Genomic DNA, 24,364 nt, shown 5'->3' on the forward strand with positions numbered 1-24,364 from the left:
ATGATTTTGTCTGCCATCTTTTTTGACCTGTTTTGAGCCACAGAAAAAGCATTTTTTGTGTTCAAAGCTTTTGACCTCGCTAAAAGCCTTACAGAATAGGGCTTTTCAAACTTTTTAGCACCTAAAATGTCCCTTTGCCCACATTTTGAGATTGTGTAGATTCGGCATTTAGGAAAAAGCGGCGTTTGCCGCTTTTTTCATTTATTCAAACGATTATGGATAAGGTCTTCTACGACTTGCGGATCGGCGAGGGTGCTGGTGTCGCCAAGGCTGTCGATTTCATTAGCGGCGATTTTGCGCAGGATGCGGCGCATGATTTTGCCCGAGCGGGTTTTGGGCAATGCTGGCGCCCATTGGATGATGTCCAGTCCGAAAATCGGTCCGAGTTCGCGGCGTACAAATTTTACGAGTTCATTTTTTAAGGCGTCGGAGGGGTCGGCATCGCTCATCAGGGTGACATAGGCGTAAATGCCTTGTCCTTTGATGTCGTGCGGATAGCCTACGATTGCCGCTTCGGCTACGGTGGGATGCAGTACCAGCGCGCTTTCCACTTCGGCGGTGCCGATGCGGTGTCCCGAGACGTTCAACACATCATCTACGCGTCCGGTGATCCAATAGTAGCCGTCTTCGTCGCGTTTGGCGCCGTCGCCGGTGAAGTATTTGCCGGCAAAGGCGGAGAGATAGGTTTGAATGAAGCGTTCGTGGTCGCCCCAGATGGTGCGCATCATGCCTGGCCAGTCTTGTTTGATGATTAAGAGTCCTTCCGCCGCGCCTTCGAGTTCATTGCCTTCATTATCTACAATCGCGGGATTGACGCCGAAGAAGGGCAGGGCGGCGGAGCCGGGTTTGAGTGCGGTCGCACCCGGCAGCGGCGTGATGAGGTGTCCGCCGGTTTCGGTCTGCCACCATGTATCGACGATTTGGCATTGTCCTTTGCCGACGATTTCATGATACCAATGCCATGCTTCGGGGTTGATGGGTTCGCCGACCGTGCCGAGGATACGCAGGGTGCTGCGGTCGGTTTTTTCGACGAATTGATTGCCTTCGCGCATGAGGGCACGGATGGCGGTGGGGGCGGTGTAAAAGAGGTTGACTTTATGTTCGTCCACTACCTGCCAGAGGCGCGAGGCGTCGGGATAGTTGGGCACGCCGCCGAAAATCAGCGATACCGCGCCGTTGGCAAGCGGACCGTAGACGCAGTAGCTGTGTCCCGTTATCCAGCCGATGTCGGCGGTACACCAATAGATGTCGCCGTCGTGATAATCAAAGGTGTATTTAAAGGTTGTCGCCGCATAGAGCAGATAGCCGGCAGTGCTATGGACGACGCCTTTGGGTTTGCCGGTCGAGCCGGAGGTGTAGAGAATAAAGAGCGGGTCTTCGGCGTCCATCGGCTCGCAGGGGCAGTCTGCGGAGGCGTTTTTCATTTCTTCGTGATACCAAAAATCGCGCCCTTGCTGCCAGTAGATTTGTTCTTTATTGACTTGCACCACAATCACGGCACTGACTTGCGGGCATTTTTTCAGCGCTTTATCGACATTGCGTTTCACATGGGTGAATTTGTCGCCGCGATAGCCGGCATCGGAGGTAACGACTACTTTGGCATCGGCGTCGTTGATACGATCCGCCAGCGCATCGGCGGAAAAGCCGCCGAAAACCACGGAATGCACGGCGCCGATACGCGCGCAAGCCAGCATCGCTACCGCCGCTTCTTCAATCATCGGCAGATAGATGACCACGCGGTCGCCTTTTTTCACGCCGCGCGCTTTTAAGACATTGGCGAATTTGCAGATTTGCGTATGCAATTCGCGGTAGCTGACGCGGTAAGAATGCCCGAGTTCATTATGCTCGAAGATAAAGGCGGTTTGGCGACCGCGTTCGTCGAGATGGCGATCCACGCAGTTATAGCAGACATTCAGCTCCGCCCCTTCAAACCAGCGGATGCGCCCTGTCTGCAAATCGGAATTGTGAACGGTGTCCCAAGTTTTGTAAAAACTTAATAATTCATCGGCTTTTTCCGCCCAGAATTGCTCGGGATGACTGATGGATTGCGCATAGAGTTTTTCATAGGCGGCTTGGTCAAGATGCGCATGCTCGACAACCGGTGCAGGCACGGGATAGATGGCTTGGATACGGCTCATATGATGCTCCTCATGGTTATTGTGAATGTGTTGTAGCTGACTTGTTAAGTCAAAGCGAATTTACGTATTTATATCTATTCCTCATGAAAGCATTTAAGCACAACAAGTGGCTTTTGCAAAGAATTTCGTTAACAATCGAGTTTATTTGTTTTATCTCACCTTCAAACACAATACTTATCATCAATCCTCATAAGGAGTTCTCGGGCAAAGAGGCTCTCGACCATCTGACGGCGGCAGCGGCAAGAATGTGCTGCGGGCTGTCACTGCTGCGCAAGCCGCTGCAATCCTGATGCAAAAAATCCAAAGCCGCGAGTAAATTCGCGCCGGCTTGCCGGTCATCAATGGCGGCGGCATGGTTTTGTTTGCTGAGTTTACGCCCTTGCGCGTCCAGCACTAAGGGCAAATGCAGGGTTTGCGGCATGGGATAGCCGAGCAGTTCTTGCAGAACGCGCGAGATGCAGGTCGCGGCGAGCAAATCCGCGCCGCGCACGATATGGCTGATATTTTGCAGGGCGTCATCCACCACCACCGCAAGCGCGTAGGCGATGTCGCCGTCACGCCGTTTTAATACGGGATCGCCGATTTCTGTTGTTAAATTATAGCGGCATAAGCCGGCATGCAGGTCTGTAAAGCGGCAGAGTTGTGCGGGCAGGGCAAGGCGCAAGGTGCGCTGCGGCGGCATTTCGCCCAATCCTTTTTGGCGGCAGGTTTGCGGATAGACTTTGCCTAATGCACCCATATGCGCTTGGGCTTGCCAGTCTTTGCGGTGGCAGTCGCAGGGATAAAGATGGGAGCGTAAGCGCCGTAAAGCCTGTTCATAATCTTGAAGATGCCGGCTTTGAATGCGAATGTCTTCATCGGCTTGCAGTCCATGAGCGGCAAGGCTGTGCAAGATACTCGTCTGATGTACGCTCTTTGAGCGCTGGCTGTCCACATCCTCAATGCGAATCAGCCATGCGCCTTGATGATGTCGGGCATCTAAATAGCTGCCCAAAGCGGTGCAGAGCGAGCCGAAATGCAGGGGACCGCTGGGGGTGGGGGCAAAGCGTCCGCGGTAAGAAGAGGTGTTCATAAAAATTTTTAGCTTTTGTATGGATTAAATTATTTCAAAATATTTAACAGGGAAATATCACATTTTTTATAAAAAGCATGACAGCTAGGTGTCAAAAGAGTATTCTATTACGTAGAAGTAATTAAGCATAATCATCTATAGTTCCTTAAATCAAAACGAGAGGAATATGTGCACAATGGCAAGAGAAAGCAATGCGATATTGTCCTGTTTTGATTTAAGGAACTTTGTGTTTGGGCTTGGCTGCTTCCTTCTATTCAGTTGATTTTATAGCAATGGGAGTGCGTTTATATGTTTGATAATTTTTCGGCTTATGCCTCAATGATTCATGAAATCATACTCTACGGCGGATTTTTGTTCTTGCTGCTCATGCTCTATACGGGTAGCCGTTTTGGAGGAATCGGGCTCGGCGTGGTGTCGGGTATCGGTTTGCTGATAGAGGTGCTGATATTGCGCATGCCGATTGGTAAAGCGCCTACAAATGTGATGTTGATTATTTTAGCTGTCGTCACCTGTGCGTCTATCTTGGAGGCGGCGGGCGGCTTGAAATATATGCTGCAAGTTGCCGAGCGTATTTTGCGTAAAAATCCGAAACGTGTCACGCTCTTAGGTCCGATGGTTACTTATGTGATGACTTTCCTCTTAGGCACGGGGCATTCCGTGTATTCCATTATGCCGATTATCGGTGATGTAGCCCTGAAGAATAATATCCGACCCGAGCGTCCGATGGCGGCGGCTTCCGTCGCTTCGCAATTGGCGATTACTTCCAGTCCTTTGTCTGCCGCGGTGGCGGAGTATTTGCTGCAGATTGCGAAAATTCCTGGCTATGAGCATATTTCCCTACTTAACATCATCAGCGTGACCGTTCCTGCGACTTTCTTAGGCATGTTGGCTTTGTCTTTATACAGCATGTATCGCGGCAAAGAATTGGAGGATGATCCGGAGTATCAACGCCGTTTGCAAGATCCGATTTGGCGCGATCGTATTCTCAATACCACCAGCACCAGTTTGAATGACACGCTGCCGGCGGGGGCGAAAAAAGCGGTGTATTTATTCCTTGGGGCTTTGTTGGCGATTGTCGTGGTGGCGATGGTGCCGGAAATCCGCACAATCGGCGAGGGAGAGAAAATAAAACCGATTTCCATGTCTTTGATTATCCAGATGATGATGTTGGCATTCGGCGGTATTATTCTGATTGCGACCAAAATCAATCCCCAAACCGTGCCCAATGGCGTGGTGTTTAAATCTGGCATGGTGGCTTGTATTGCCATTTACGGTATTGCTTGGATGAGCGATACCTATTTCCAATTTGCTATGCCTGAATTTAAAGAGACGGTAACGGGTATGGTGAATACCTATCCTTGGACTTTCGCCTTCGCGCTGTTTGCCGTATCCGTAGTGATTAACAGCCAAGCGGCGACGGCGGTGATGATGTTGCCGGTGGGCATTCAGCTCGGTATTGATCCTAAGGTCTTAATCGGTTTGATTCCGGCGACTTATGCCTATTTCTTCATTCCGAATTATCCCTCGGACATTGCAACAGTCAATTTCGATGTGACGGGCACCACCAAAATCGGCAAATACTATTTCAACCACAGCTTTATGCTGCCGGGCTTGATTGGGGTGACGGTGGCTTGCTTGGTCGGTATGGCAATTGCCAAAGTTTTGATTTAATCAATTAAGCTGATATTTTTTTATCAACCCAATCAGGTAATTGATTGGGTTATTTTTTTAGCCTTAACAAGCAGTGTGAAAAATTTTTGTTGTATAGATGATACTTGAATTCGAAGTGTTTTTAATGATAAAAAATAGATATGCGATACTCGCATTTTCACATTTTTATCATTCAGGAGATTAACATGCGTAAAACCTTACTCAAAACCTCTTTGGCAGTTGCTTGTTCGGCAATGGCGGCGACTTCAATCGCAGAATCTTTCGTCACTATCGGCACCGGCGGTCAAACAGGGGTCTATTATGTAGTAGGGCAATCTGTTTGCCGCTTGGTAAACCGTGATACCGCGACTACCGGCATCAAATGTAATAACCCTTCAACCGGCGGCTCGGTGGATAATCTGAATGCGATTGCTGCCGGCGAACGCCAAATGGGTACCGTACAATCAGACAGCGAATTCCGCGCTTACCGCGGTTTAGGCGAGTTTGAAGGCAAGAAAATTCAAAAATTGCGCACCATGTTCTCGATTTATCCGGAAGCCTTTACCGTGGTAGCGCGCGCAGATGCCGGCGTGAAAACCTTTGACGATTTGAAAGGCAAGCGTGTCAATATCGGTAACCCGGGTTCCGGCACGCGTACCACGATGGAAGCCCTGATGAAAGAAAAAGGTTGGACGACCGCCGATTTCGCCGTGGCGGCAGAATTAAAACCTGCGGAAATGGCTTCGGCGCTTTGCGATAACAATCTGGACGTCATCGCTTACACCGTCGGCAATCCGTCAGGCGCGATTAAAGAAGCCGCCGCTTCTTGCGCTTCTACCTTGGTAACGGTCAGCGGTCCGGAAGTGGATAAACTCTTAGCCGATAATCCTTATTTCGCTAAAGTAACTATCCCCGGCGGCACTTATGACGGCAGCCCGAACGATACCGATACTTTAGGCGTGATGGCTTTGTTAGTCACTTCAACTGATGTGCCGGATGAAACCGTTTATCAAGTCACTAAAGCGGTATTTGATAATTTCGAGCGTTTCCAAAAACTGCATCCGGCTTTTGAAAACAGCACGCCTGAAAAAATGGTGACCGAAGGTATTTCTGCACCATTAGCTGAAGGTTCGAAAAAATATTTTATGGAAAAAGGCTGGATTAAATAATCTAGCGCTGATTTAATGATACAGCCGCCTCGCTTTGGTGAGGGCGGCTGTTTCTTGCAAATAAAATAAGAAGGGAAATATGACAGAAAAAGCCTTAGCAAGCCCTGAAGATTTGGAAGATCTCGTTGCCTCGAATGATACGGGCGGACGTCTGCCTAATAAAAAAGCGGTGCGCCGTTTGATATTTTGCGTGGCGGTTGCTTGGTCTTTGTTCCAAATTTACTATGCCTCGCGTCTGCCCTATGAATTTCAAAATTTATTGAATTCCATCGGTTTGAATGCCTTGAACGTGGTGGTCGATGATACGCGGGCGCGTTCTATTCATTTAGCATTTGCGCTGTTTTTGGCTTTTCTCTCTTATCCTGCCTTTAGAAATTCTCCGCGCCATTATGTGCCTTGGCAAGATTGGCTGCTCGCCTTCGGCGGCGCTTTTTTGGCTATGTATTACATTTTCTTTTATCAAGACTTGATTCAGCGCGTCGGCGCGCCGGTTACGCAAGACATCATTGCCGGTTGTCTGGGGATTTTAATTTTATTAGAAGCGACGCGGCGCAGTCTGGGCCTGCCGCTGGTGATTATTGCAGGCGGATTTTTGCTGTATAACTATGTGGGACAATTTTTCCCGATTGCTTGGATGGTCTCGCACCGCAGCGGTTCTCTGAGCCAAGTGATTAATCAGCAATGGATTACCACCGAAGGCGTATTCGGCGTGGCTTTGGGCGTTTCGACCAAATACGTTTTCTTATTTGTCTTATTCGGCGCCTTATTGGATAAGGCGGGTGCAGGTAATTATTTCATCAAAACCGCCTTTGCTTATTTGGGACATTTTCGCGGCGGACCGGCAAAAGCGGCGGTGGTCGCCTCCGGTTTGACGGGTATCATTTCCGGTTCTTCCATTGCCAATGTGGTCACCACCGGTACTTTTACCGTGCCGATGATGAAACGCGTCGGTTTTTCAAAAGAAAAAGCGGGGGCGGTGGAAGTCGCCTCGTCTATTAACGGGCAAATCATGCCGCCGGTAATGGGAGCAGCGGCGTTTTTGATGATCGAATACGTCAATATGCCGTATAGTCAGTTGATTAAACACGCATTCTTGCCGGCAGTGATTTCCTATATCGCCTTGGTTTACATTGTGCATTTGGAAGCCTGCAAGCAGAATATGCAGGGCTTGCCGCGCACCGACCCACCTAATCCGCTTTTGATTAGCCTGATGCGTTTAATCAGTATGGTCAGTGTGACGGTTATGTTGGCATTTGCGGTCTATTACGGTATGGGTTGGCTGAAAAAACTCACGCCTGATTTTGCTTTCCCGATTTTATGCCTCATCTTATTCTCCGCCTATGTGCTTTTGGTGCGGCGAGTGGCACAATTCCCTGATTTAGTACCGGATAATCCTAATAATCCGGTGGTGAAACTGCCTTCTGTCAAGCCGACCGTCAATGCCGGTTTGCATTTCTTGATACCGGTGGTGATTTTGATTTGGTGCTTGATGGTAGAAAAATTATCTCCCGGTCTATCTGCTTACTACGGCACGATTGCCCTGATTTTTATCCAATTGACTCAGCGCCCTTTACTGAATTTCTTCCGCAAAACAGGTCATATTAGAGCTGCCTTTAAACAAGGTTGGCAGGATGTATTAGACGGTTTGGAAACCGGTGCGCGCAATATGATCGGTATCGGCATTGCCACAGCAACCGCAGGGATTATCGTCGGTGTAGTGGCTTTAACGGGCTTCGGCTCGCAGCTGTCGAATATTATTGAAGTATTGTCGATGGGCAATATTATTTTAATGCTGCTCTTGGTTGCCGTGTTCAGCCTGATTCTGGGCATGGGCTTGCCGACGACGGCAAACTATATCGTGGTCTCCTCTTTAATGGCGGTGGTGATTGTAGAAGTCGGGCGGCAAAACGGTTTGGTGGTGCCGCTGATTGCCGTGCATTTGTTTGTCTTCTATTTCGGCATTATGGCGGATGTGACCCCGCCGGTCGGTTTGGCAAGCTTTGCCGCAGCGGCGATTTCCGGCGGCGATCCGATTAAAACGGGCTTGGTTGCGTTTTGGTACAGTATGCGTACCGCTTTGCTGCCTTTCCTGTTTATTTTCAATACCGATTTGCTCTTATTGAATGTCGGCTTTATGCAGGGTGTGATGATATTTATTGTCGCCACGATTGCCATGTTGGCATTTACCGCCGCCAGTATGGGTTGGTTCTTGAGAAAAAATAACTGGCTAGATACGGCATTGCTCTTATTGGTCACGGCGATTTTATTCCGCCCGGGATTCTTTATGAATTATATTTCGCCGAGTACACGCGATATTGCACCCGAGCAATTGGTCAGCGAAATTATGACGGTGCCAGTCGGATCGGATATGGAATTTTATGTCGGCGGTATGAATGAATACGGACGTCCGATTACTTTTTATGCACATGTGCCGGTAGGAGAGGGTGATGACGGCGAAGAACGCCTGCAAAATATGGGCTTGACGATTATCGATACCGGCGAAGAAGAAGAGATTGACGGCGAAATGCGTCGTAAATTCCTCATTGACGATGTGGCCTTGGATTCTGCTGCAGAAGCCGCAGGTTTGGATTGGGATCAAACTCTGATTTCTCTCAAAGTACCGGTGGCAGACAGTTTGTCGCGCTATTGGATGTATATCGTCGCTCTGGCATTATTGGCTTTGGCTGCGTTCATGCAATTGAAAAGACGTGAAAAATCGCCTGATATTGCTTCTTCTTAAACTTGTGAGGTTCATATGTATCAGAAAATTTTTGTGGCGGTGGATTTGGAACATGAGGCTTCTGCCAAAAAGACCATTCATGCCGCGCGGCAATTAGGCGGCGAGAGTGCGCAATATATTATTGCTAGCGTTCTGCCTTTTAGCAGCAGTAGCATGGTCAGCAATTATCTGCCGAAAGATTATCGCAAGCGTGTCAAAGACGAAGTACATGCCCGCTTAGATGAATTGGTGGCGGCTTTCCAATGGCAGGATAATGTCAAAACCGAGATTTACAGCGGTTCCATCTATGAAGAATTGACCGATGCGGCTAATGCCCTGCGCTGTGATGTGCTGCTGATTGGCTCCGGTCGCAACGGACACGGCTTGGGCGGCAACGCCCAGCGCGTGGCGCAGTTTTTCCATCAATCCGTTCTGATTGTGCGTTAAATTATTTTGATTATTGCTCGGTTTGGGCTAAAGTATGCGCTGTTGTTAAACAGCTTTGAAAAAACTCTGATGAAGGAGACATTATGAACAAGAAAATTTCAACCTTGCTGATTGCAGCTGCGGTAGCAGGCATGGTGCAGGCGCAAGAAGCCGCTCAGCAAGATGCGGCGGCAGTAGCCGCTGACCAACCGGCTATCGGCAGCAATGTGCAAAGTTTGCCAGTACCGCAAGTGACTGCAGGACAATGCCAAGCCTTAGTAGTTGTGCCTGCGCAATTTGAACCGCGTTCAGAGCAAGTGGAAATCAAAGAAGCGGCGAAAACTTTTGAAATCGTGCCGGCAGAATACGAGTGGACGGAAGAGCAAGTGATGGTCAAACCGGCAGGCGAAGAATTGAGAATCGTGCCGGCAACCTATAAAACCGTTACCAAAGAAATCGAAATCGAGCCGGTTGCCGTAGAAAAAACCGTTGTTCCGCCGAAATATACCGAAGTCAGCGACGAAATTGAAGCGCGTCCGGCATATTTGACCGCGCATAATCAAGGCGGCAGCCGTACTTTCCAATCGGTGGGCGAAGCTTTGCGTTTGACCGAAGTACCGGTGCAAAAAGAAAGCATTACGCGCCAAGTGGTGCAAGAGCCTGCACGCGTAGAAAACAAAGAAATCGAAGCGAAATTCGAAACTGTTGAAGTGCAAGAGTTAGACCAAGAAGCTACGGTCGAGCGTGTGCCTTTTGAAGCGGAATACAAAACCGTACGCGTGCGCAAGCTCGTGAAAGAAGCCGAAGAGCGCGAAGTGGAAATTCCTGCCGAATACGCGGAAGTGAAAGTATTCGACAAAGTTGCCGATGCGCAAATGCGTTGGGAACAAGTGCTGTGCTCGCATGAAGTGAATGAAAACACCATCCGCGCCGTGCAAACCGCTTTGAATAAAGCCGGCTACAATACCGGTACTCCGGACGGTGCTTTAGGTCCTGCAACAATGAGCGCTTTGGAGCGTTATCAGCGCGACAACAATTTAGCCACCGGCGGCGTAACCATGGAAACCATGCGTGCGCTGGGCGTGTCTAACTAATCTGTCCCTTAAGGACGAAGGAAGGCTTTAGCCTTCCTTTTTTGTTTTGAATTCAGGCTTGTTCGGCGCGCAATGCGGATGTTGCACCGAACAGGCGGCAAGGAAATGTAGATGAAATATACGCTTTTGGCTCAAGACGGCAATGCGCGCCGCGGCTATCTCACTTTCCCCAACGGACAAGTGGTGCAAACTCCTGTGTTTATGCCCGTTGGCACATTGGGCACGGTCAAGGGGCTTTCTGTTGAAGAATTGCATGGCATCGGCGCGGAAATTATTTTGGGCAATACTTTTCATTTGATGCTGCGCCCCGGCGAGGATATTGTGCAGGCGCATGGCGGTTTGCATCAGTTTATGAATTGGGACAAACCGATTTTGACCGACTCAGGCGGTTTCCAAGTCTTTTCATTGGCGAAAATCCGCAAAATCAGCGAAGAAGGCGTTCGTTTTCGTTCGCCGATTGACGGCAGCGAAGTTTTTTTAACGCCCGAGCGATCCATGCAGGTGCAGCGCGCGCTCAACAGCAATATTGTGATGCAGTTTGACGAATGCACGCCTTATCCCGCCACGCATATGGAAGCGGCGAATTCCATGCGCCTGTCTTTGCGCTGGGCGGCGCGTTCCAAAGCTGCACATGCCGGCAGTCCGAATCATTTGTTCGGCATCGTGCAGGGCGGCGTATATGAGGATTTGCGCCGCGAATCGGCACAGGCGCTGGCGGCTATGGATTTGCCCGGCTATGCCATCGGCGGATTGGCGGTCGGCGAGCCCAAAGAAGCGCGGGAACAAACCCTAGACGTTACCATGCCTTTGATGCCTCAAAACAAACCGCGTTATTTGATGGGCGTAGGCAAGCCGGTAGATTTGGTGGAGGGTGTGCGCCGCGGCGTGGATATGTTTGACTGCGTCATGCCTTCGCGCAATGCCCGCAATGCCTATCTCTTTACGCGTTTCGGCGTCTTGAAATTGCGCAACAGCCGTTATAAAAACGATTTGCGCCCGATAGAAGAGGGCTGCGATTGCTATACCTGCCGCCATTACAGCCGCGCATATCTGCACCATTTGGACAAATGCAATGAAATGCTGGGGGCGCGTTTAAACACCATTCACAATCTGCATTACTATGTGCATTTGATGCATGCGATGCGGGCGGCGATTGAGCAGCAAACTTTTGATGCTTTTGCGCGCGAATTTTATGCTTTACAAGCTGAGGGCGTGGCAGGGCATTAAGATGTGTTATAGTCGAAGAATTGGAAAAGTATTACGGCGTTGGCTCGCCTTGCCGTACTATCTGTACTGTCTGCGGCTCGCCACCTTGTACTACTTTTCCACTTCTCCGACTATCAGCCGCCTTGCGGTGCCGCACTTGGACAAACAAGCTCCGCCGAATTAGGCTATAATTCCCGTTTTTCCTATTTAATCATTAAGGAGCAACCATGTTTTTGATTCAACCTGCTTATGCGCAAGCTGCCGCCCAACCTTCAGCCGCCGGCGGCGCTTTCAATTTGATTTTGATGTTCGCCATTTTCGGTGTGATGTGGTTTTTGATGATTCGCCCCCAACAAAAACGCGCGAAAGAGCATCGCGCCATGATTGAAGCTCTGAAACGCGGCGATGAAGTGCTGACCAACGGCGGCTTGATGGGGCGGATTGTCGCCCTAGGCGATTTTGCCGTCGATATCGAAATTGCCAAAGGTACGGTTGTACGCATGCAGCGTCCTTTTATCGCCCAAGTATTGCCTAAAGGCAGCTTGAAAGGTGAACTTAGCAGCTCGGCCGCTGCCAATGATGAAAGTGCTGCTGTTGCCGCTGAAGAAAGCAGCGATAACAACGACAAACCTCAAGCCTGATTTTACTAGGGGCTTTATGCCCCCTTCACAAAGGATAGCGCATGTATAAAGCCTTCCCGACTTGGAAATATTTCCTGATTATCGCCGTTATCACCCTCGGCTTTTTCTTTGCCCTGCCGAATTGGTTTGGCAAAAGTCCCGCCGTGCAATTGCAATTTAGCGATGCACAGGCGGCGCAAACAGCGGCAAATGCCATTCCCGCCGCGCTGGAAAGTGCGCAGATTGATTACCGCCGCCTGCAAGTCAAAGACAGCAAAATAGACGTTCTGTTTGCCGATACCGATGCACAAATTTTGGCGCGCGATCAATTGCAAAAACAATATTCTGCCGCGAATGTGGCGGTAAATCTTCTGTCCAATACGCCAAATTGGCTGCAAAGCATGGGCTTGACGCCAATGAATTTGGGCTTGGATTTGCGCGGCGGCGTTTCTTTCCTGCTGCAAGTGGATAGCAAGGAATTGTTCGATCGCAAATCGGCGGAATTATTAGATTTGTCGCGCAGCACTTTGGAAAAAGCCAATATCGCATTGGCAGGTTCGGAAGCGCGTGACAGCGGCAGCGCAGTGCTGTTCTTTGCCGATAGCGAGGCGCGCACGCAGGCGGAAAATCAACTCTTTACCGTCTTGCCTGCGGAAGTGCAGCGTTTGAGCAGCGAAGAGGGCGGGCGTTTTGCTTTGTTTTTGCAATACAGCGAAGAGGGCATTAATGCGCAGAAACGCCGTGCGGCGGAGCAAAACCGCGTGCGCATGGCAGGACGTGTGAACAGTTTGGGCGTGGCGGAGCCTTCGATTCAGGTGGTGGGCAATGACCGCATTTTGGTGCAATTGCCGGGCATTCAAGACATTAACCAAGCCAAAGAATTGCTGGGTTCGACTGCAACATTGGAATTTTATCTTGTTGATGAAACAGGCGATTTGGCAACGGCGGCGCGTTTAAAACGCGCACCTTTCGGCAGTAAATTGGCGTATTTTGAAGACGGTACGCCGATTCTGCTCAAACGCCGCGTGATTATGAGCGGCGAGCATATTGTCGATGCCACCGCTGGCTATGGACAGCAATCCGCAGGTCCGCAAGTCGATGTGGTCTTGGATTCTGCCGGCGGCGCGCAAATGAACGACATCACGCGCGAAAATCTGCAAAAAGCCATGGCGACCGTGTATGTGGAATATATTCCTGTCACGAAAACAGATGCCGAAGGCAAAACCTTTACCGAAGTGGAAAAACGTGAGACGGTGGTCAATTCCGCAACTATTCAAGGACAATTTTCCAGCCGCTTCCAAATCACGGGTGTTAATCCGATTGAGCGTGCGCAGAAATTGGCCGCGACCTTGCGCGCCGGCTCTTTGGTTGCGCCGGTCTATATCATTGAAGAGCGCACCATCGGGCCTTCGGCAGGACAGAAAAATATTGATCAGGGCGTGAATGCCGCCATCTGCGGTTTGGCGCTGATTATTATCTTTATGTGGGCGTATTACCGCAAACTCGGCTTATTGGCGAATATCGCTTTGATAGTGAATTTAATGCTGCTGGTGGCATTGATGTCTTTCATCGGTGCGACCTTGACCCTGCCGGGGATTGCGGGGATTGTGCTGACCTTAGGTATGGCGGTGGATGCCAATGTCTTGATTTATGAGCGTATTCGCGAAGAAATCGATGCGGCGGCTTTATCGGTGCGCGATGCGGTGCGGGCGGGCTTTAATGATGCTTTCTCGACCATTGTCGATGCCAATATCACGACCTTGATTGTCGCCATATTGCTGTTTAGCTTCGGTACCGGCCCGATTAAAGGCTTTGCAGTGACTTTATCCGTGGGGATTTTGACCTCGATGTTTACCGCGATTTTGGTCACGCGCGCCCTTGTGGAATATATCGTTTTGCGCCAAGCGCAGCCGAAAATCAGTTTGTGAGGCCGCTATGAAATTTACTTTTCCGAAACTTCCTTTTATGCGTTACAGCCGCCAAGGCTTGCTGTTTTCGCTGGTATTAAGCATTTTGTCTATTGTGCTGATTACTTTTCGCGGCTTTAATTTCGGCTTGGAGTTTACCGGCGGCGCGACCTTGGAATTGCAGTTTGCGCAAGCGGTCAATATTGCCGAAGTGCGCGAAGAAATCGCCGGCATTCATGACAAAGCCAATGTGATTCAATACGGCAGCGCGCGCGATGTGCAGATTAGCTTCGGCGAAGTGCAGGGCAAAAGCACCGATGCCATGATGGCAGAGATGGTCGGCACTTTGAAAGGCAAATATCCCGAAGTCAAATTAATCGGGCAGGCCAAAGTGGGCGGGCAATATCGCGAGGAATTGATTGAAAAAGGCATTACCGCCTTATTGCTGTCCTGCATCGGCATGATTATTTATTTGAGCATGCGCTTTGAGTGGAAATTTGCCATCGGCGCAGTCACCGCGCAAATGCACGACGTATTGGTGGTGGCGGCATTATTTTCTTTGATGCAATGGACTTTTGATTTGAATGTCTTGGCGGCGCTATTAGCGGTCTTGGGCTATTCGGTTAACGATACGGTGGTTTTATACGACCGCATTCGCGAGAATCTGAAGAAATTGCCTGCGCAAACGCCTGAAGAAGTGATCGATATTTCCATTCAGCAAACCATGATGCGCACTTTTGTGACCAGTTTGACGACGATGCTGTCTGTGTTTGCCCTACTCTTTTTGGGCGGCGAAACCTTGTTCGGCTTTGCGGCGGCAATGATTGTAGGGATTGTCTTCGGCACCTATTCTTCCATTTTCGTGGCAACTGCGATTGTGAAGACGATGCAGCTCAAGCATGAGGATTTATTGCCCAAAGCGCGGCAGCAAATCGATGATTTGCCTTAGGCGCTTTTGTATCGTCGCCGTAGTGGAAAAACAAATGCCAGTATTGTCTAATACTGGCATTTGCCTTTGCTTATGCTGCAATATTCGCGCTAAGGCTGTGATGTGAGGCTTATCCGTTTTGATGCAGTTTGTCCCATTCGCGGGTTTCGCGCGCGATGGATTCTTCAATCAAAAAGCGGTAAATCGTTTCCAGATAGTGGCGTTCGATGCCGAATTGGTCGGCAAGCGGGCAGACTTTGCGGATAATCTCTTCAATGCGGTCTTCTAAGCGCACGTTTTCACGCAAAGGCTTGAGGGGCGCGGCGCGATGAATGAGAAGCAGACGGCGGCAGAGTAGGGTAGCCAGTTCTTGGTCGAGGGCGTCGATTTCTTGGCGCAGCGCGAGCAGGGCGGCGGAAGGTTGGAAGTCGTTCATCGTGTTTCCTTGTATTGAGTCGAGGATTTTTTAGGAATTGTAACAATGTTCAATGCTTTTTTCTCTCTTGTGGGGCGTGAAATCCGGCGTTTTCTGCGTCTGTGGACGCAAACGCTCTTGCCTTCGGTCGTAACCACTATTCTGTATTTCCTGATTTTCGGGCGCTTAATCGGGGCGCGCATCGGCAGTTTTCAAGGCGTGGATTATGCGGCTTTTATTGCGCCGGGCTTGATTATGATGGCGGTCATCAATAATGCCTATAATAATGTGGTCAGCTCTTTTTACGGCGCGCGTTTTAGCAATTATGTCGATGAATTGCTGATTTCGCCGATGTCCAACGGCATGATTTTGCTAGGCTATGTCTTGGGTGGTGTGCTGCGCAGTCTGGCGGTGGGGATATTGGTGACGGCGGTGGCGATGTTTTTTACCGATATCCGTTTGGCGCATCCTGTGGTCATGCTGACGGTCTTGCTTTTGACGGCGGTGGTGTTTTCTTTGGCGGGCTTTATCAATGCCTGCTATGCGTGCGGTTTCGATGATGCGGCGATTGTGCCGACTTTTGTGCTGACGCCTTTGATTTATTTGGGCGGCGTGTTTTATTCGGTGGCGATGTTGCCGCCGTTTTGGGCGATGGTGTCGCAGATCAATCCGATTTTGTATATGGTCAATGGTTTTCGCTACGGCTTATTGGGGATTAGCGATGTGTCGTTGGTTCTGACGATCGGCTTTTTATTGCTTTTTATGGCGGCTTTGCTGTATTGGGCGCTGTATTTAATGGATAAGGCGGGGAAATTGCGCAAATGACTGCGGTAGATTTGAGTAAGGGCGTGGTTTTATTAGACCGCGACGGGGTGATCAATAAGGATCGCGGTACTTATGTCAGCAAGCCTAGCGAGCTGATTGTCTTGTCGAATGCTTTGCGCGCTATTGCGCGTTTGACGGCGGCAGGTATCCGCATCGGCATTTGCACCAATCAAGGCGGTATTGCGCGCGGCATTTATGACGAGGCGATATTGGCGGAGATTCATGCCAAAATGATGGCGGCGGTGCATGATTTCGGCGGCGAGATTGAGCATATTGTGTTCTGCCCGAGTTACGATAATGCCGATCCGCGCCGCAAACCCAATCCGGGTATGCTCTTGGAGCAGGCGGCGTATTTCGGTTTGGCGGATTTAGCCGGTGTGCCTTTTGTGGGCGATAATGTGGTCGATGTGCAGGCGGCGCGTGCGGCAGGCGCGGTGCCCGTATTGGTAAAAACGGGCAAAGGGCGGCAGGTGGCGGCGCATCACCGCGATCAGCTGCAAGGGGTTAAGATTTATCCGAATCTTGAAGAAGCGGCGGCGGATTGGCTGAGAAAAAAGGAAGCCTAAAATGTTGATGAAAATTCGTACGGTATTGTTTTATGTCTGTTGGGGGCTAGCTACGGCGATTTGGTCGCTGTTGATTTTGGCAATGATTGTTCTGCCTTATCGCCGACGTTTGCTGTGGGCGACGGGTTGGGCGGATACGAGTATTTGGCTGGCGCGCGTCCTTGCCGGCATCCATTATCAGGTGCATGGGCGGGAACATTTGCCTGATCGGGCGATGGTTCTCGCCAGCAACCATCAATCGACCTGGGAAACTTTGTTTTTGCCGACTTTATGGCGCGATCAGGTATGGGTCTTGAAAAAAGAATTGACCCAAATTCCGATTTTCGGCTGGGCGATGGCTTTGCTGCGCCCGATTGCGATTGACCGCAGTCAGCGCAAACAGGCGATGCAGCAGGTAATTGAGCAGGGTAGGAAAAAAATCGAAGCGGGTTTGTCGGTAGTTATGTATCCCGAAGGACACCGCTTTGCGCCCGAAGTGCCGTTGAAATTCAAATTGGGCGCGGCGCGTTTGGCGCATGGTCTGCAAGTGCCGATTATTCCGATTGCCCATAATGCGGGACAATTTTGGCCGAGACGCGGCTGGCTGCATAGCGGCACGGTGCAGGTCTTTATCGGCAAAGCGATTGACCCTGCCGATTTCGAGACGGTAGAAGATCTTAATCAGGCTTTGGAAGATTGGGTGCGTGCGCATCGCGATCAAGCCGTGCAAGCGGAAAATGTCCGCCGCGGGGTGGCGGCATGAGCGGCTTTGCGCAGGATAATTTATTTGATGCGCCGCAGGCGGTGGTGGATTTTCAATTTGACGAGCGCACGGTGGCGGTATTTGCCGATATGATTCATCGCAGCATCCCCGCCTATGCCGGCTTGTTGCAGATGACGGCGGTGGTGGCGGGGCAATTTCTGCGTGACGGCGATCATGTCTATGATTTGGGCTGCTCATTGGGTGGCGTGAGTTTGGCGCTGCGGCAATTCGTGCCGGCGCAATTGCGGATTTCGGCATTGGATTTGTCGGAGGCGATGGTTAAGCGTCTGCGCGATTATCTATCAGGTGCCGGAATTGAGAATATCGAAGTCATTCAGGCGGATCTTCAAGATTATCTTTTGCAGCCTTGCCGCGTGGCGGTGCTGAATTTCGTGCTGCAATTCATTGCACCCGAAGCGCGCGATGCGGTGCTAGAAAAAATTTATGCCGCCTTGCCGCCGGGCGGCGCTTTATTGATTGCGGAAAAAACGCGTCCCGAAGATACGCGTATGCAAAGCTGGTATGAAGCCTTTAAACGTTCGCAGGGCTATTCCGAATTGGCGGTGGCGCAAAAACGCGAATCTTTGGAGCATGTGATGAAAACCGATGCTGCCGCCGTGATTGAAGCGCGTTTGCACAAAGTCGGTTTTCAGCAGATTGTGCCTTATTATCAAGGTCTGCCTTTTAAGGCATGGGCGGCAATCAAATGAATGCTTTGTTTGAAGGGCAATGGCAGGCATTATTGGCGCAGCGTCCCGATTGCGCAGCCTTGACGGCGCAAGTGCGGCAGCAATTTGAAGATATTTATGCGCGCCGGCATCGTCAGTTCGACACGTGGTTGGCGGCAATTGAGGCTTTATCTCTGCCGAAGCAGCAATGGCAGCAGAGGCTGGATGCGCCGATTATCGCTGCGCAGGCGGCAGGTCTTGACGAGGTGGCTATCGCCGAATGTGCGCGCTTGCTGATGCCGTGGCGCAAAGGTCCTTTCCGATTGGGCGGCTTGGCATTGGATTGCGAATGGCGCAGCGATATGAAATATCAACGCTTACTGGATGCCGGATTGGATGTACAAGGTCGGCAGGTCTTGGATGTCGGCACGGGAAACGGCTATTTTCTTTACCGCTTATTGGGTAGCGGCGCGGATTTGGCGCTGGGTTTGGACCCCTCATGGCATTATTTTGCGCAGTTTTTGTTTTTGCAGAAGTTTATGCGTCAATCGCGCGCCGCCTTTTTGCCGCTGACCTTAAACGAAGCGCCCTTAAGCGGCTTTGATTGCACTTTGTGCATGGGCGTTTTATACCATCGCCGCGACCCGATCGCCTTTATCGGGCAATTGCGCGATACCCTGAACCGCGGCGGACAATTGGTCTTTGAAACCTTGGTGGTTGAGGGCGACAGTCAAACCGTCTATATGCCCGCAGGGCGTTATGCAGGCATGCATAATGTCTGGTTTTTGCCCAGCGTTGCCGCGCTTGAGCGTTGGTTAGTCCGCTTGGGCTTTACAATCGAGTATAGCAGTCAGCCTGTGCCGACCACCGCTGCCGAACAAAGGCGTACCGCATTTATGACGAGCTATTCTTTAAACGAATTTTTGCAAGAAGCGGCAGAGCAGGGGCTTAACGAACCGCCGCCGCAGCGCGCCATTGTGATTGCGCGCAAAGATTAGCCTTCAATCTGTTACAATAAGTTTTTTTAACACTAGCCACATCGATTATGCAAGAAGAAGCAACGTCAACTTATCGTCCGAAATTTCATTCCATACTGTATCGTGGTTTTACCGATCCTTGGTTTTTGATTTTAGTGCCGCTGGCGGTGCTTATTTTCCTAATTCTGCTCGGTTATCATGCCGGCGATCCGGGCTGGACGCATTCGGGCACCAATCCTGAAGTGCGGCATTTTTTCGGTAAAATAGGGGCTTATAGCGCCGATGTCTTGCTGTCTTTTCTCGGCTATGCGGCTTATTTATTGCCGCTGGGCTTGCTGGCGACGGCTTGGGCATCGGCTAAAGACGAGGTCGGCGGCGGGGAAGTCGTATTGTGGAAATCGATCGGTTTGGTCGGCGCGGTATTGAGCTTAAGCGGCATGCTGACCTTTCATTGGCAGAGCGCCATCAATAGCGTGGCGATTACCGGCGGCGGCATCTTAGGGCAGAAAATGTCGGGCGAATTGCTGAAAATGATGCCGATTTTCCTGCTGATGTTGATGTACACCCTGATTTTTTTAGTGGCATTGACCCTGATTTTCAATCTTCGCTGGCTGTCGATACTGGCTGCGATTGGCTATTTTCCTGCCAAACTCTTGCAGGCGGCAATCGCGACCAAGGCGGAGCATCAGCAAGAACGTGAGCAGCCGACGCCGAATCCCGAACAATCCCAAGCGCAGCGCGAAACGATTTCTTCGCGCCTGCAAACGCAGCCGAGCATTGTGCCGCCCGGCGATATTGCGCTTAAGGTAATTCCTGCGCCTTTGCCTGCTGAAGAAGTGCAGGAAATGACTTTGGCAGAACGTTTGGCTTTATTGTCGGAGCAGCGCAATACGCCGCCGGCAGAGATGGTCGAGAATAATTCCGTCATAATCGAGAATATTGAATCGCCTTTGCACCGTCATGAGCCGAGTTTGAGTCTGAATTGGGCGGATTATAAAAAACAGCCGCTTGTCTCGGATGTGCAAAGCAGCGGTGAAGAAACAAGAGTAGAAGAAGTTGCGTCGGTGCCGGCGCATACGCCGCCTGAAACGCCTAAAGCTGCACCGATTATCAATCCGCATGCCGCAGCGCCTAATCCCTTTGCTGCCTATGATGCCTTTCAAGAAGAGAAAGCACCTGTAATCGATGAAGATATTTCCAGCACATTTGAGGATGACGACGATTTCTTCGATATTGATGGCAAAGCTGAAACGCCTGCGGCGGAAGTGGCTGTCGTGGCAAGTCCTGCAAAAGAGGAAAGCAAAGCGGCGGAGGGCGGTGTGTTGCGGATTCGCGCTTCTGCGCTGGCGCCGAATTTCCAATCTCAAGCCAAGGGCGACGATTATCGTCTGCCCAGTCTGGCATTGCTGAAAGTCAGCCCGCCTAAGCGGACGCCGGACAGTGCCAGCCAATTCCGCCTGCTCGCGCCTTTGGTGGAAAGCGCTTTGCAGAATTACAAACTGGATGTGCGTGTGGTCGGGGTCGATGTCGGGCCGGTAGTCACGCGTTTGGAATTGGAATTGGCGCCGGGCATCAAGGTAAATCAAATTTCTAATTTAGACAAAGATTTGGCTCGTAGTTTGTCGGTGCCTAGCGTGCGAGTGGTGGAAGTCATTCCCGGTAAGCCTTATGTGGGCTTGGAAATTCCGAACAAGCAGCGCGAAGTCGTGCATCTGCGCGATATTTTGGAATCGGCGATTTATCAAAAAGAACGTTCGCCGCTGACGGTGGTTTTGGGCTCGGATATTGCCGGTGCGCCGAAAGTGGCGGATTTGGCGAAGATGCCGCATTTATTGGTCGCCGGTACGACGGGTTCCGGCAAATCGGTGGCGATTAACGTGATGCTGGCAAGCATGCTGTTCAAAGCCACACCTGATGAATTAAAGCTGATTTTGATCGATCCCAAAATGCTGGAAATGAGCATGTATGAAGATATTCCGCATTTGCTCACGCCGGTGGTTACCGATATGAATGATGCCGAAAATGCCCTGCGCTGGGCGGTGGCGGAAATGGAACGCCGTTATCTGCTGATGTCGGCATTTAAAGTACGTAATATCATCGGTTTCAACGATATGATTCGCGACAAACAAGCTCGAGGAGAGCGCATTGACGATCCGCTGTGGCGGGCGGAAGACCATTTGGGCTTAGCGAATCAGCCGCCGCAAATCGAGCCCCTGCCTTATATCGTGATTGTGATTGACGAGCTTGCCGATATGATGATGGCAGTCGGTAAAAAAGTGGAAGAATTGATTGCGCGGATTGCGCAGAAAGCGCGGGCGGCGGGGATTCATTTAGTCTTGGCGACGCAGCGTCCTTCCGTGGATGTGATTACGGGCTTGATTAAGGCGAATGTGCCGACGCGTCTGGCTTTCCAAGTCTCGTCTAAAATCGACTCGCGTACCATTATTGACGGTCAGGGAGCGGAAACCTTGCTGGGACACGGCGACGGTCTGTATGTGCCGCCGGGCAGTTCTGCGCCTTTGCGCGTGCACGGTGCTTTTATTGAAGACGGCGAAGTCGATGCTCTGACCGCCTATTTAAAAACCCAAGGCAAGCCGCAATACGAAGAAAGCATTACCAATCCTGTGCCGGCTTCATCATTGGGCGCATTCGGTGCGCAAGAGAAAAGCGATGATCCAGAGCAAGACCCTTTATATGATGAAGCCTGCCAAATCGTTTTGGAAAGCGGCAAAACCAGCATCTCTTATCTGCAACGCCGTCTGCAAATCGGCTATAACCGCGCCGCAAGAATTATCGAGGCGATGGAAGTCGCCGGTTTATTGAGCATGGCGAATAATAACGGTTCGCGCAAGCTTATCGGCGGCGGACAGCAGGATTACTAAAATGGCACATGCTGTTCATGGCGCAGATAGCAGGGCTGTGTCAGCATAAAGCGTTTACTAGAGGAATACTCATGAAAAAATTATTACTGGTTGGCATCTTAGCGGCAACATCTATTATCACGCATGCGCAATTGTTTAATATCAATCCGCAGGAAAGCGCGACAAGCCAAACTGTAAATGCCGCCGCATCCGCAGACGTGAGTGCCTTTGTGCAATATTTTGCCGGCACTCAAGATTTGCAGGGCAATTTTACCCAAACCGTACACGGACAACGCGGGCTTGAAAAAAGCCAAGGCAAAATGTGGATTAGCAAACCGGGCAAATTTTACTGGGATTATCAAGGCGCCAATGCGCAGAAAATCATCAGCAACGGTAGCAAAGTCTGGCAATATGATATAGATTTGGAACAAATTTCCGTGCGCGGTCGCGATGAGTTGGTCGGCGATGTGGCGATGGATATCTTAAGCGGCACACGCGAAATTCAGGAACTCTTTGCCATTAATGCAGTGGTGCAGCCGCAATTGCCGGTCGCCTTGCAGGCTTTGGCAAAAGACGGACAAAGTTACCGCCTCACCCCTTTAAGCGAGCAAGACGGCTATGATGCGGTCTGGGTCGTGATGAAAAACAATCAGCTAGTCGCTTTGGCGGTGGATGCGGGGCGTGGTCAGCAAACCGTAATCGAATTTAGTCAATTGCAGCGCAATGTCGGGATTGCCGCCGGTCAATTTGAATTCACTCCGCCGGCGGGAGTAGATGTCATCGGCGAATAATGCAAGATTCCTTATTTGCCGCCGGCGTCAGCGCGCCCTTAGCGGAGCGTCTGCGCCCTAAAACATTAGCCGACTATGTCGGACAACAGCATATCTTAAGTATCGGTAGTCCGCTGACAGCTGCGATTGAGCAAAATAAACCTTTCTCTATGCTGTTGTGGGGGCCGCCGGGTTGCGGTAAAACCACTTTAGCCTTGCTGCTTGCCGATACCTTCGATGCCGCTTTTATCCGTTTGTCGGCAGTCTTTTCAGGCGTGAAAGAAGTGCGCGAAGCGGTGGCGCAGGCGCAAGCCAATCGCCGTCTCGGCAGACGCACCATTTTATTTATTGATGAAATCCACCGCTTTAATAAGGCGCAGCAAGATGCTTTTTTGCCCTATGTTGAAGACGGCACATTGATATTGATTGGCGCGACGACCGAAAATCCGGCATTTTCGCTTAACAATGCCTTACTCTCGCGTTTGCGGGTTTTGCACCTGCAAGCCCTAGATGAAGAAGCCTTGCAGCAAACGCTGAATAAGGCTTTGGAAAAACTCGGTAAAAAGGAATTGAGGGATGCGCCTGCCTTAAGTATCATCGCTTATCATGCCGCAGGCGATGCGCGCAAAGCCTTGGCTTGTTTAGAAGAATGGCTGCTGCTGCTTGCGCAGGGATTTGATGTCGATGCCGCCTTGGAACAGGCTATGGCAGATCAGCCGAAAGCCTTTGATAAGCAGGGCGATTGGTTCTATGAATTGCTGTCCGCATTCCATAAATCCTTACGCGGCAGTAGTCCGGACGGCGCGATGTATTGGTTTGCACGTATGGTGGACAGCGGCGCAGATCCTTTAGTGATTTGCCGCCGTATGCTTTGCGTAGCAAGCGAAGATATCGGTAATGCCGATCCGCAAGCCTTGGGGGTTGCGCTCAATACCTATCAAAGCTATGAAAGGCTTGGCGCACCCGAAGGCTATCTCGCGATTGCACAATGTATTACCTATCTTGCCCTTGCTCCGAAAAGCAATGCCGCTTATCTGGCAATGCAGGCGGCATTTCAATACGTGCGCAATCATCCTAGTGTCTCGGTGCCGAAACATCTGACCAATGCGCCCACCGCCTTACACAAGACCGAAGGACATCATCGCGGCTATCGCTATTCGCATGACGAAGCTTTTGCTTATAGCGCGGGACAGCGCTATTTGCCGGAAGGCATGGAGAATATCTCTTTTTACCAACCCAATGAACGCGGTTTTGAAATCAAACTCAAAGAAAAATTAGCCAAATTGCGCGAGTTGGATGCTCAGGCACTGGCAAATGAAGGCATTTGAAATACTTAAATTTAAGGCTATAGTCGAATGATTGAAAAAGTATTACGGCGTTGGCTCACCTTGTCGTACTTTCTTATGTTGTCTGCGGCTCCCACCTTGTACTACTTTTTCACTTCTTCGATTATATTTTAGAGACTGGAAAGTATAACCAACAAACCTTGAAAAAATACCAATCATCCCCATATCTCCATCACCATTCACTAATCACTACTTCAAATGGCTTATTCACTAGAAATCAGACAAAAAGCCTTGGCTTATTATGACAAATGCAAGAACATTGACC

Annotated in this window: 20 protein-coding genes; 17 read left to right on the forward strand and 3 right to left on the reverse strand. The window is 50.5% G+C overall.

Annotated features, from left to right (window positions below):
* Positions 1-197 precede the first annotated feature (197 nt).
* Positions 198-2,138, reverse strand: coding sequence for an acetate--CoA ligase (acs, locus tag ACJHVI_RS06730; RefSeq protein WP_483183941.1), 1,941 nt, complete (start codon positions 2,136-2,138; stop codon positions 198-200).
* A 187-nt stretch (positions 2,139-2,325) separates the two neighbouring features.
* Positions 2,326-3,210 (reverse strand): tRNA glutamyl-Q(34) synthetase GluQRS, encoded by an 885-nt coding sequence (gene gluQRS, locus ACJHVI_RS06735; RefSeq protein WP_483183943.1) that lies wholly within the window; start codon positions 3,208-3,210, stop codon positions 2,326-2,328.
* A gap of 333 nt (positions 3,211-3,543) precedes the next feature.
* On the opposite strand from gluQRS, the gene ACJHVI_RS06740 reads away from it, so the two are divergent.
* The 9 genes from ACJHVI_RS06740 (at position 3,544) to secF (ending at position 14,950) form a co-directional block, all read left to right on the forward strand.
* The gene (locus tag ACJHVI_RS06740; RefSeq protein WP_483183975.1) at positions 3,544-4,881 is read left to right on the forward strand and encodes an anaerobic C4-dicarboxylate transporter; all 1,338 of its coding nucleotides are present in this window, start codon (positions 3,544-3,546) and stop codon (positions 4,879-4,881) included.
* A 185-nt stretch (positions 4,882-5,066) separates the two neighbouring features.
* Positions 5,067-6,029 (forward strand): TAXI family TRAP transporter solute-binding subunit, encoded by a 963-nt coding sequence (locus tag ACJHVI_RS06745; protein WP_483183944.1) that lies wholly within the window; start codon positions 5,067-5,069, stop codon positions 6,027-6,029.
* A 79-nt stretch (positions 6,030-6,108) separates the two neighbouring features.
* Positions 6,109-8,769 (forward strand): TRAP transporter permease, encoded by a 2,661-nt coding sequence (locus ACJHVI_RS06750; protein WP_483183946.1) that lies wholly within the window; start codon positions 6,109-6,111, stop codon positions 8,767-8,769.
* A 15-nt stretch (positions 8,770-8,784) separates the two neighbouring features.
* Complete coding sequence (locus ACJHVI_RS06755; RefSeq protein ID WP_483183947.1) at positions 8,785-9,195, forward strand: universal stress protein; 411 nt, start codon at positions 8,785-8,787, stop codon at positions 9,193-9,195.
* A gap of 83 nt (positions 9,196-9,278) precedes the next feature.
* Positions 9,279-10,268 carry a peptidoglycan-binding domain-containing protein gene (locus tag ACJHVI_RS06760; RefSeq protein WP_483183949.1) on the forward strand — a complete coding sequence of 330 codons (990 nt, stop codon included), beginning with the start codon at positions 9,279-9,281 and terminating at the stop codon, positions 10,266-10,268.
* Positions 10,269-10,379: 111 nt separating this feature from the next.
* Positions 10,380-11,495, forward strand: a complete 1,116-nt coding sequence (gene tgt, locus ACJHVI_RS06765; RefSeq protein WP_483183950.1) for a tRNA guanosine(34) transglycosylase Tgt — start codon at positions 10,380-10,382, stop codon at positions 11,493-11,495.
* A gap of 206 nt (positions 11,496-11,701) precedes the next feature.
* Positions 11,702-12,115, forward strand: coding sequence for a preprotein translocase subunit YajC (yajC, locus tag ACJHVI_RS06770; protein ID WP_483183952.1), 414 nt, complete (start codon positions 11,702-11,704; stop codon positions 12,113-12,115).
* A 41-nt stretch (positions 12,116-12,156) separates the two neighbouring features.
* Positions 12,157-14,022: a protein translocase subunit SecD gene (gene secD, locus ACJHVI_RS06775; RefSeq protein WP_483183954.1), complete on the forward strand. Its 1,866-nt coding sequence runs from the start codon at positions 12,157-12,159 to the stop codon at positions 14,020-14,022.
* 7 nt (positions 14,023-14,029) lie between these two features.
* Positions 14,030-14,950 (forward strand): protein translocase subunit SecF, encoded by a 921-nt coding sequence (gene secF, locus ACJHVI_RS06780; protein ID WP_483183956.1) that lies wholly within the window; start codon positions 14,030-14,032, stop codon positions 14,948-14,950.
* A gap of 109 nt (positions 14,951-15,059) precedes the next feature.
* Here the strand turns inward: secF and ACJHVI_RS06785 are convergent, their stop codons facing one another.
* A complete protein-coding gene (locus ACJHVI_RS06785) occupies positions 15,060-15,365 on the reverse strand; it encodes a chorismate mutase (protein ID WP_483183958.1) in 306 nt (101 codons plus the stop codon).
* Between the two features lie 45 nt (positions 15,366-15,410).
* Between ACJHVI_RS06785 and ACJHVI_RS06790 the strand changes: the two genes are divergently transcribed.
* The 8 genes from ACJHVI_RS06790 (at position 15,411) to ACJHVI_RS06825 (ending at position 24,081) form a co-directional block, all read left to right on the forward strand.
* Positions 15,411-16,169 carry an ABC transporter permease gene (locus ACJHVI_RS06790; protein WP_483183960.1) on the forward strand — a complete coding sequence of 253 codons (759 nt, stop codon included), beginning with the start codon at positions 15,411-15,413 and terminating at the stop codon, positions 16,167-16,169.
* A complete protein-coding gene (locus ACJHVI_RS06795) occupies positions 16,166-16,735 on the forward strand; it encodes a D-glycero-alpha-D-manno-heptose-1,7-bisphosphate 7-phosphatase (RefSeq protein ID WP_483183962.1) in 570 nt (189 codons plus the stop codon). The genes ACJHVI_RS06790 and ACJHVI_RS06795 overlap by 4 nt, the downstream gene beginning before the upstream one ends.
* A gap of 1 nt (position 16,736) precedes the next feature.
* On the forward strand, positions 16,737-17,477 hold the full coding sequence (locus ACJHVI_RS06800) for a lysophospholipid acyltransferase family protein (RefSeq protein WP_483183964.1): 741 nt from the start codon (positions 16,737-16,739) through the stop codon (positions 17,475-17,477).
* Complete coding sequence (cmoA, locus tag ACJHVI_RS06805; RefSeq protein ID WP_483183966.1) at positions 17,474-18,187, forward strand: carboxy-S-adenosyl-L-methionine synthase CmoA; 714 nt, start codon at positions 17,474-17,476, stop codon at positions 18,185-18,187. The genes ACJHVI_RS06800 and cmoA overlap by 4 nt, the downstream gene beginning before the upstream one ends.
* Positions 18,184-19,143 (forward strand): tRNA 5-methoxyuridine(34)/uridine 5-oxyacetic acid(34) synthase CmoB, encoded by a 960-nt coding sequence (gene cmoB, locus ACJHVI_RS06810; protein WP_483183968.1) that lies wholly within the window; start codon positions 18,184-18,186, stop codon positions 19,141-19,143. The genes cmoA and cmoB overlap by 4 nt, the downstream gene beginning before the upstream one ends.
* Before the next feature lie 47 nt (positions 19,144-19,190).
* Positions 19,191-22,004 (forward strand): DNA translocase FtsK, encoded by a 2,814-nt coding sequence (locus tag ACJHVI_RS06815; RefSeq protein WP_483183970.1) that lies wholly within the window; start codon positions 19,191-19,193, stop codon positions 22,002-22,004.
* 71 nt (positions 22,005-22,075) lie between these two features.
* Positions 22,076-22,774, forward strand: coding sequence for an outer membrane lipoprotein periplasmic chaperone LolA (gene lolA / locus ACJHVI_RS06820; protein WP_483183971.1), 699 nt, complete (start codon positions 22,076-22,078; stop codon positions 22,772-22,774).
* The gene (locus ACJHVI_RS06825; RefSeq protein WP_483183973.1) at positions 22,774-24,081 is read left to right on the forward strand and encodes a replication-associated recombination protein A; all 1,308 of its coding nucleotides are present in this window, start codon (positions 22,774-22,776) and stop codon (positions 24,079-24,081) included. Before lolA ends, ACJHVI_RS06825 begins: the two co-directional genes overlap by 1 nt.
* The last annotated feature ends 283 nt before the right edge of the window (positions 24,082-24,364 follow it).

It is taken from the genome of Suttonella sp., assembly GCF_056855035.1.

Coding starts and splice junctions, on each gene's coding strand:
- ACJHVI_RS06785 (WP_483183958.1), bottom strand. CDS start 15,365: ATGAACGACTTCCAACCTTCCGCCGCCCTGCTCGCGCTGCGCCAAGAA.
- yajC (WP_483183952.1), top strand. CDS start 11,702: ATGTTTTTGATTCAACCTGCTTATGCGCAAGCTGCCGCCCAACCTTCA.
- lolA (WP_483183971.1), top strand. CDS start 22,076: ATGAAAAAATTATTACTGGTTGGCATCTTAGCGGCAACATCTATTATC.
- ACJHVI_RS06795 (WP_483183962.1), top strand. CDS start 16,166: ATGACTGCGGTAGATTTGAGTAAGGGCGTGGTTTTATTAGACCGCGAC.
- ACJHVI_RS06800 (WP_483183964.1), top strand. CDS start 16,737: ATGTTGATGAAAATTCGTACGGTATTGTTTTATGTCTGTTGGGGGCTA.
- ACJHVI_RS06760 (WP_483183949.1), top strand. CDS start 9,279: ATGAACAAGAAAATTTCAACCTTGCTGATTGCAGCTGCGGTAGCAGGC.
- tgt (WP_483183950.1), top strand. CDS start 10,380: ATGAAATATACGCTTTTGGCTCAAGACGGCAATGCGCGCCGCGGCTAT.
- ACJHVI_RS06815 (WP_483183970.1), top strand. CDS start 19,191: ATGCAAGAAGAAGCAACGTCAACTTATCGTCCGAAATTTCATTCCATA.
- ACJHVI_RS06750 (WP_483183946.1), top strand. CDS start 6,109: ATGACAGAAAAAGCCTTAGCAAGCCCTGAAGATTTGGAAGATCTCGTT.
- secF (WP_483183956.1), top strand. CDS start 14,030: ATGAAATTTACTTTTCCGAAACTTCCTTTTATGCGTTACAGCCGCCAA.
- cmoA (WP_483183966.1), top strand. CDS start 17,474: ATGAGCGGCTTTGCGCAGGATAATTTATTTGATGCGCCGCAGGCGGTG.
- cmoB (WP_483183968.1), top strand. CDS start 18,184: ATGAATGCTTTGTTTGAAGGGCAATGGCAGGCATTATTGGCGCAGCGT.
- ACJHVI_RS06755 (WP_483183947.1), top strand. CDS start 8,785: ATGTATCAGAAAATTTTTGTGGCGGTGGATTTGGAACATGAGGCTTCT.
- secD (WP_483183954.1), top strand. CDS start 12,157: ATGTATAAAGCCTTCCCGACTTGGAAATATTTCCTGATTATCGCCGTT.
- ACJHVI_RS06825 (WP_483183973.1), top strand. CDS start 22,774: ATGCAAGATTCCTTATTTGCCGCCGGCGTCAGCGCGCCCTTAGCGGAG.
- ACJHVI_RS06790 (WP_483183960.1), top strand. CDS start 15,411: ATGTTCAATGCTTTTTTCTCTCTTGTGGGGCGTGAAATCCGGCGTTTT.
- ACJHVI_RS06745 (WP_483183944.1), top strand. CDS start 5,067: ATGCGTAAAACCTTACTCAAAACCTCTTTGGCAGTTGCTTGTTCGGCA.
- acs (WP_483183941.1), bottom strand. CDS start 2,138: ATGAGCCGTATCCAAGCCATCTATCCCGTGCCTGCACCGGTTGTCGAG.
- gluQRS (WP_483183943.1), bottom strand. CDS start 3,210: ATGAACACCTCTTCTTACCGCGGACGCTTTGCCCCCACCCCCAGCGGT.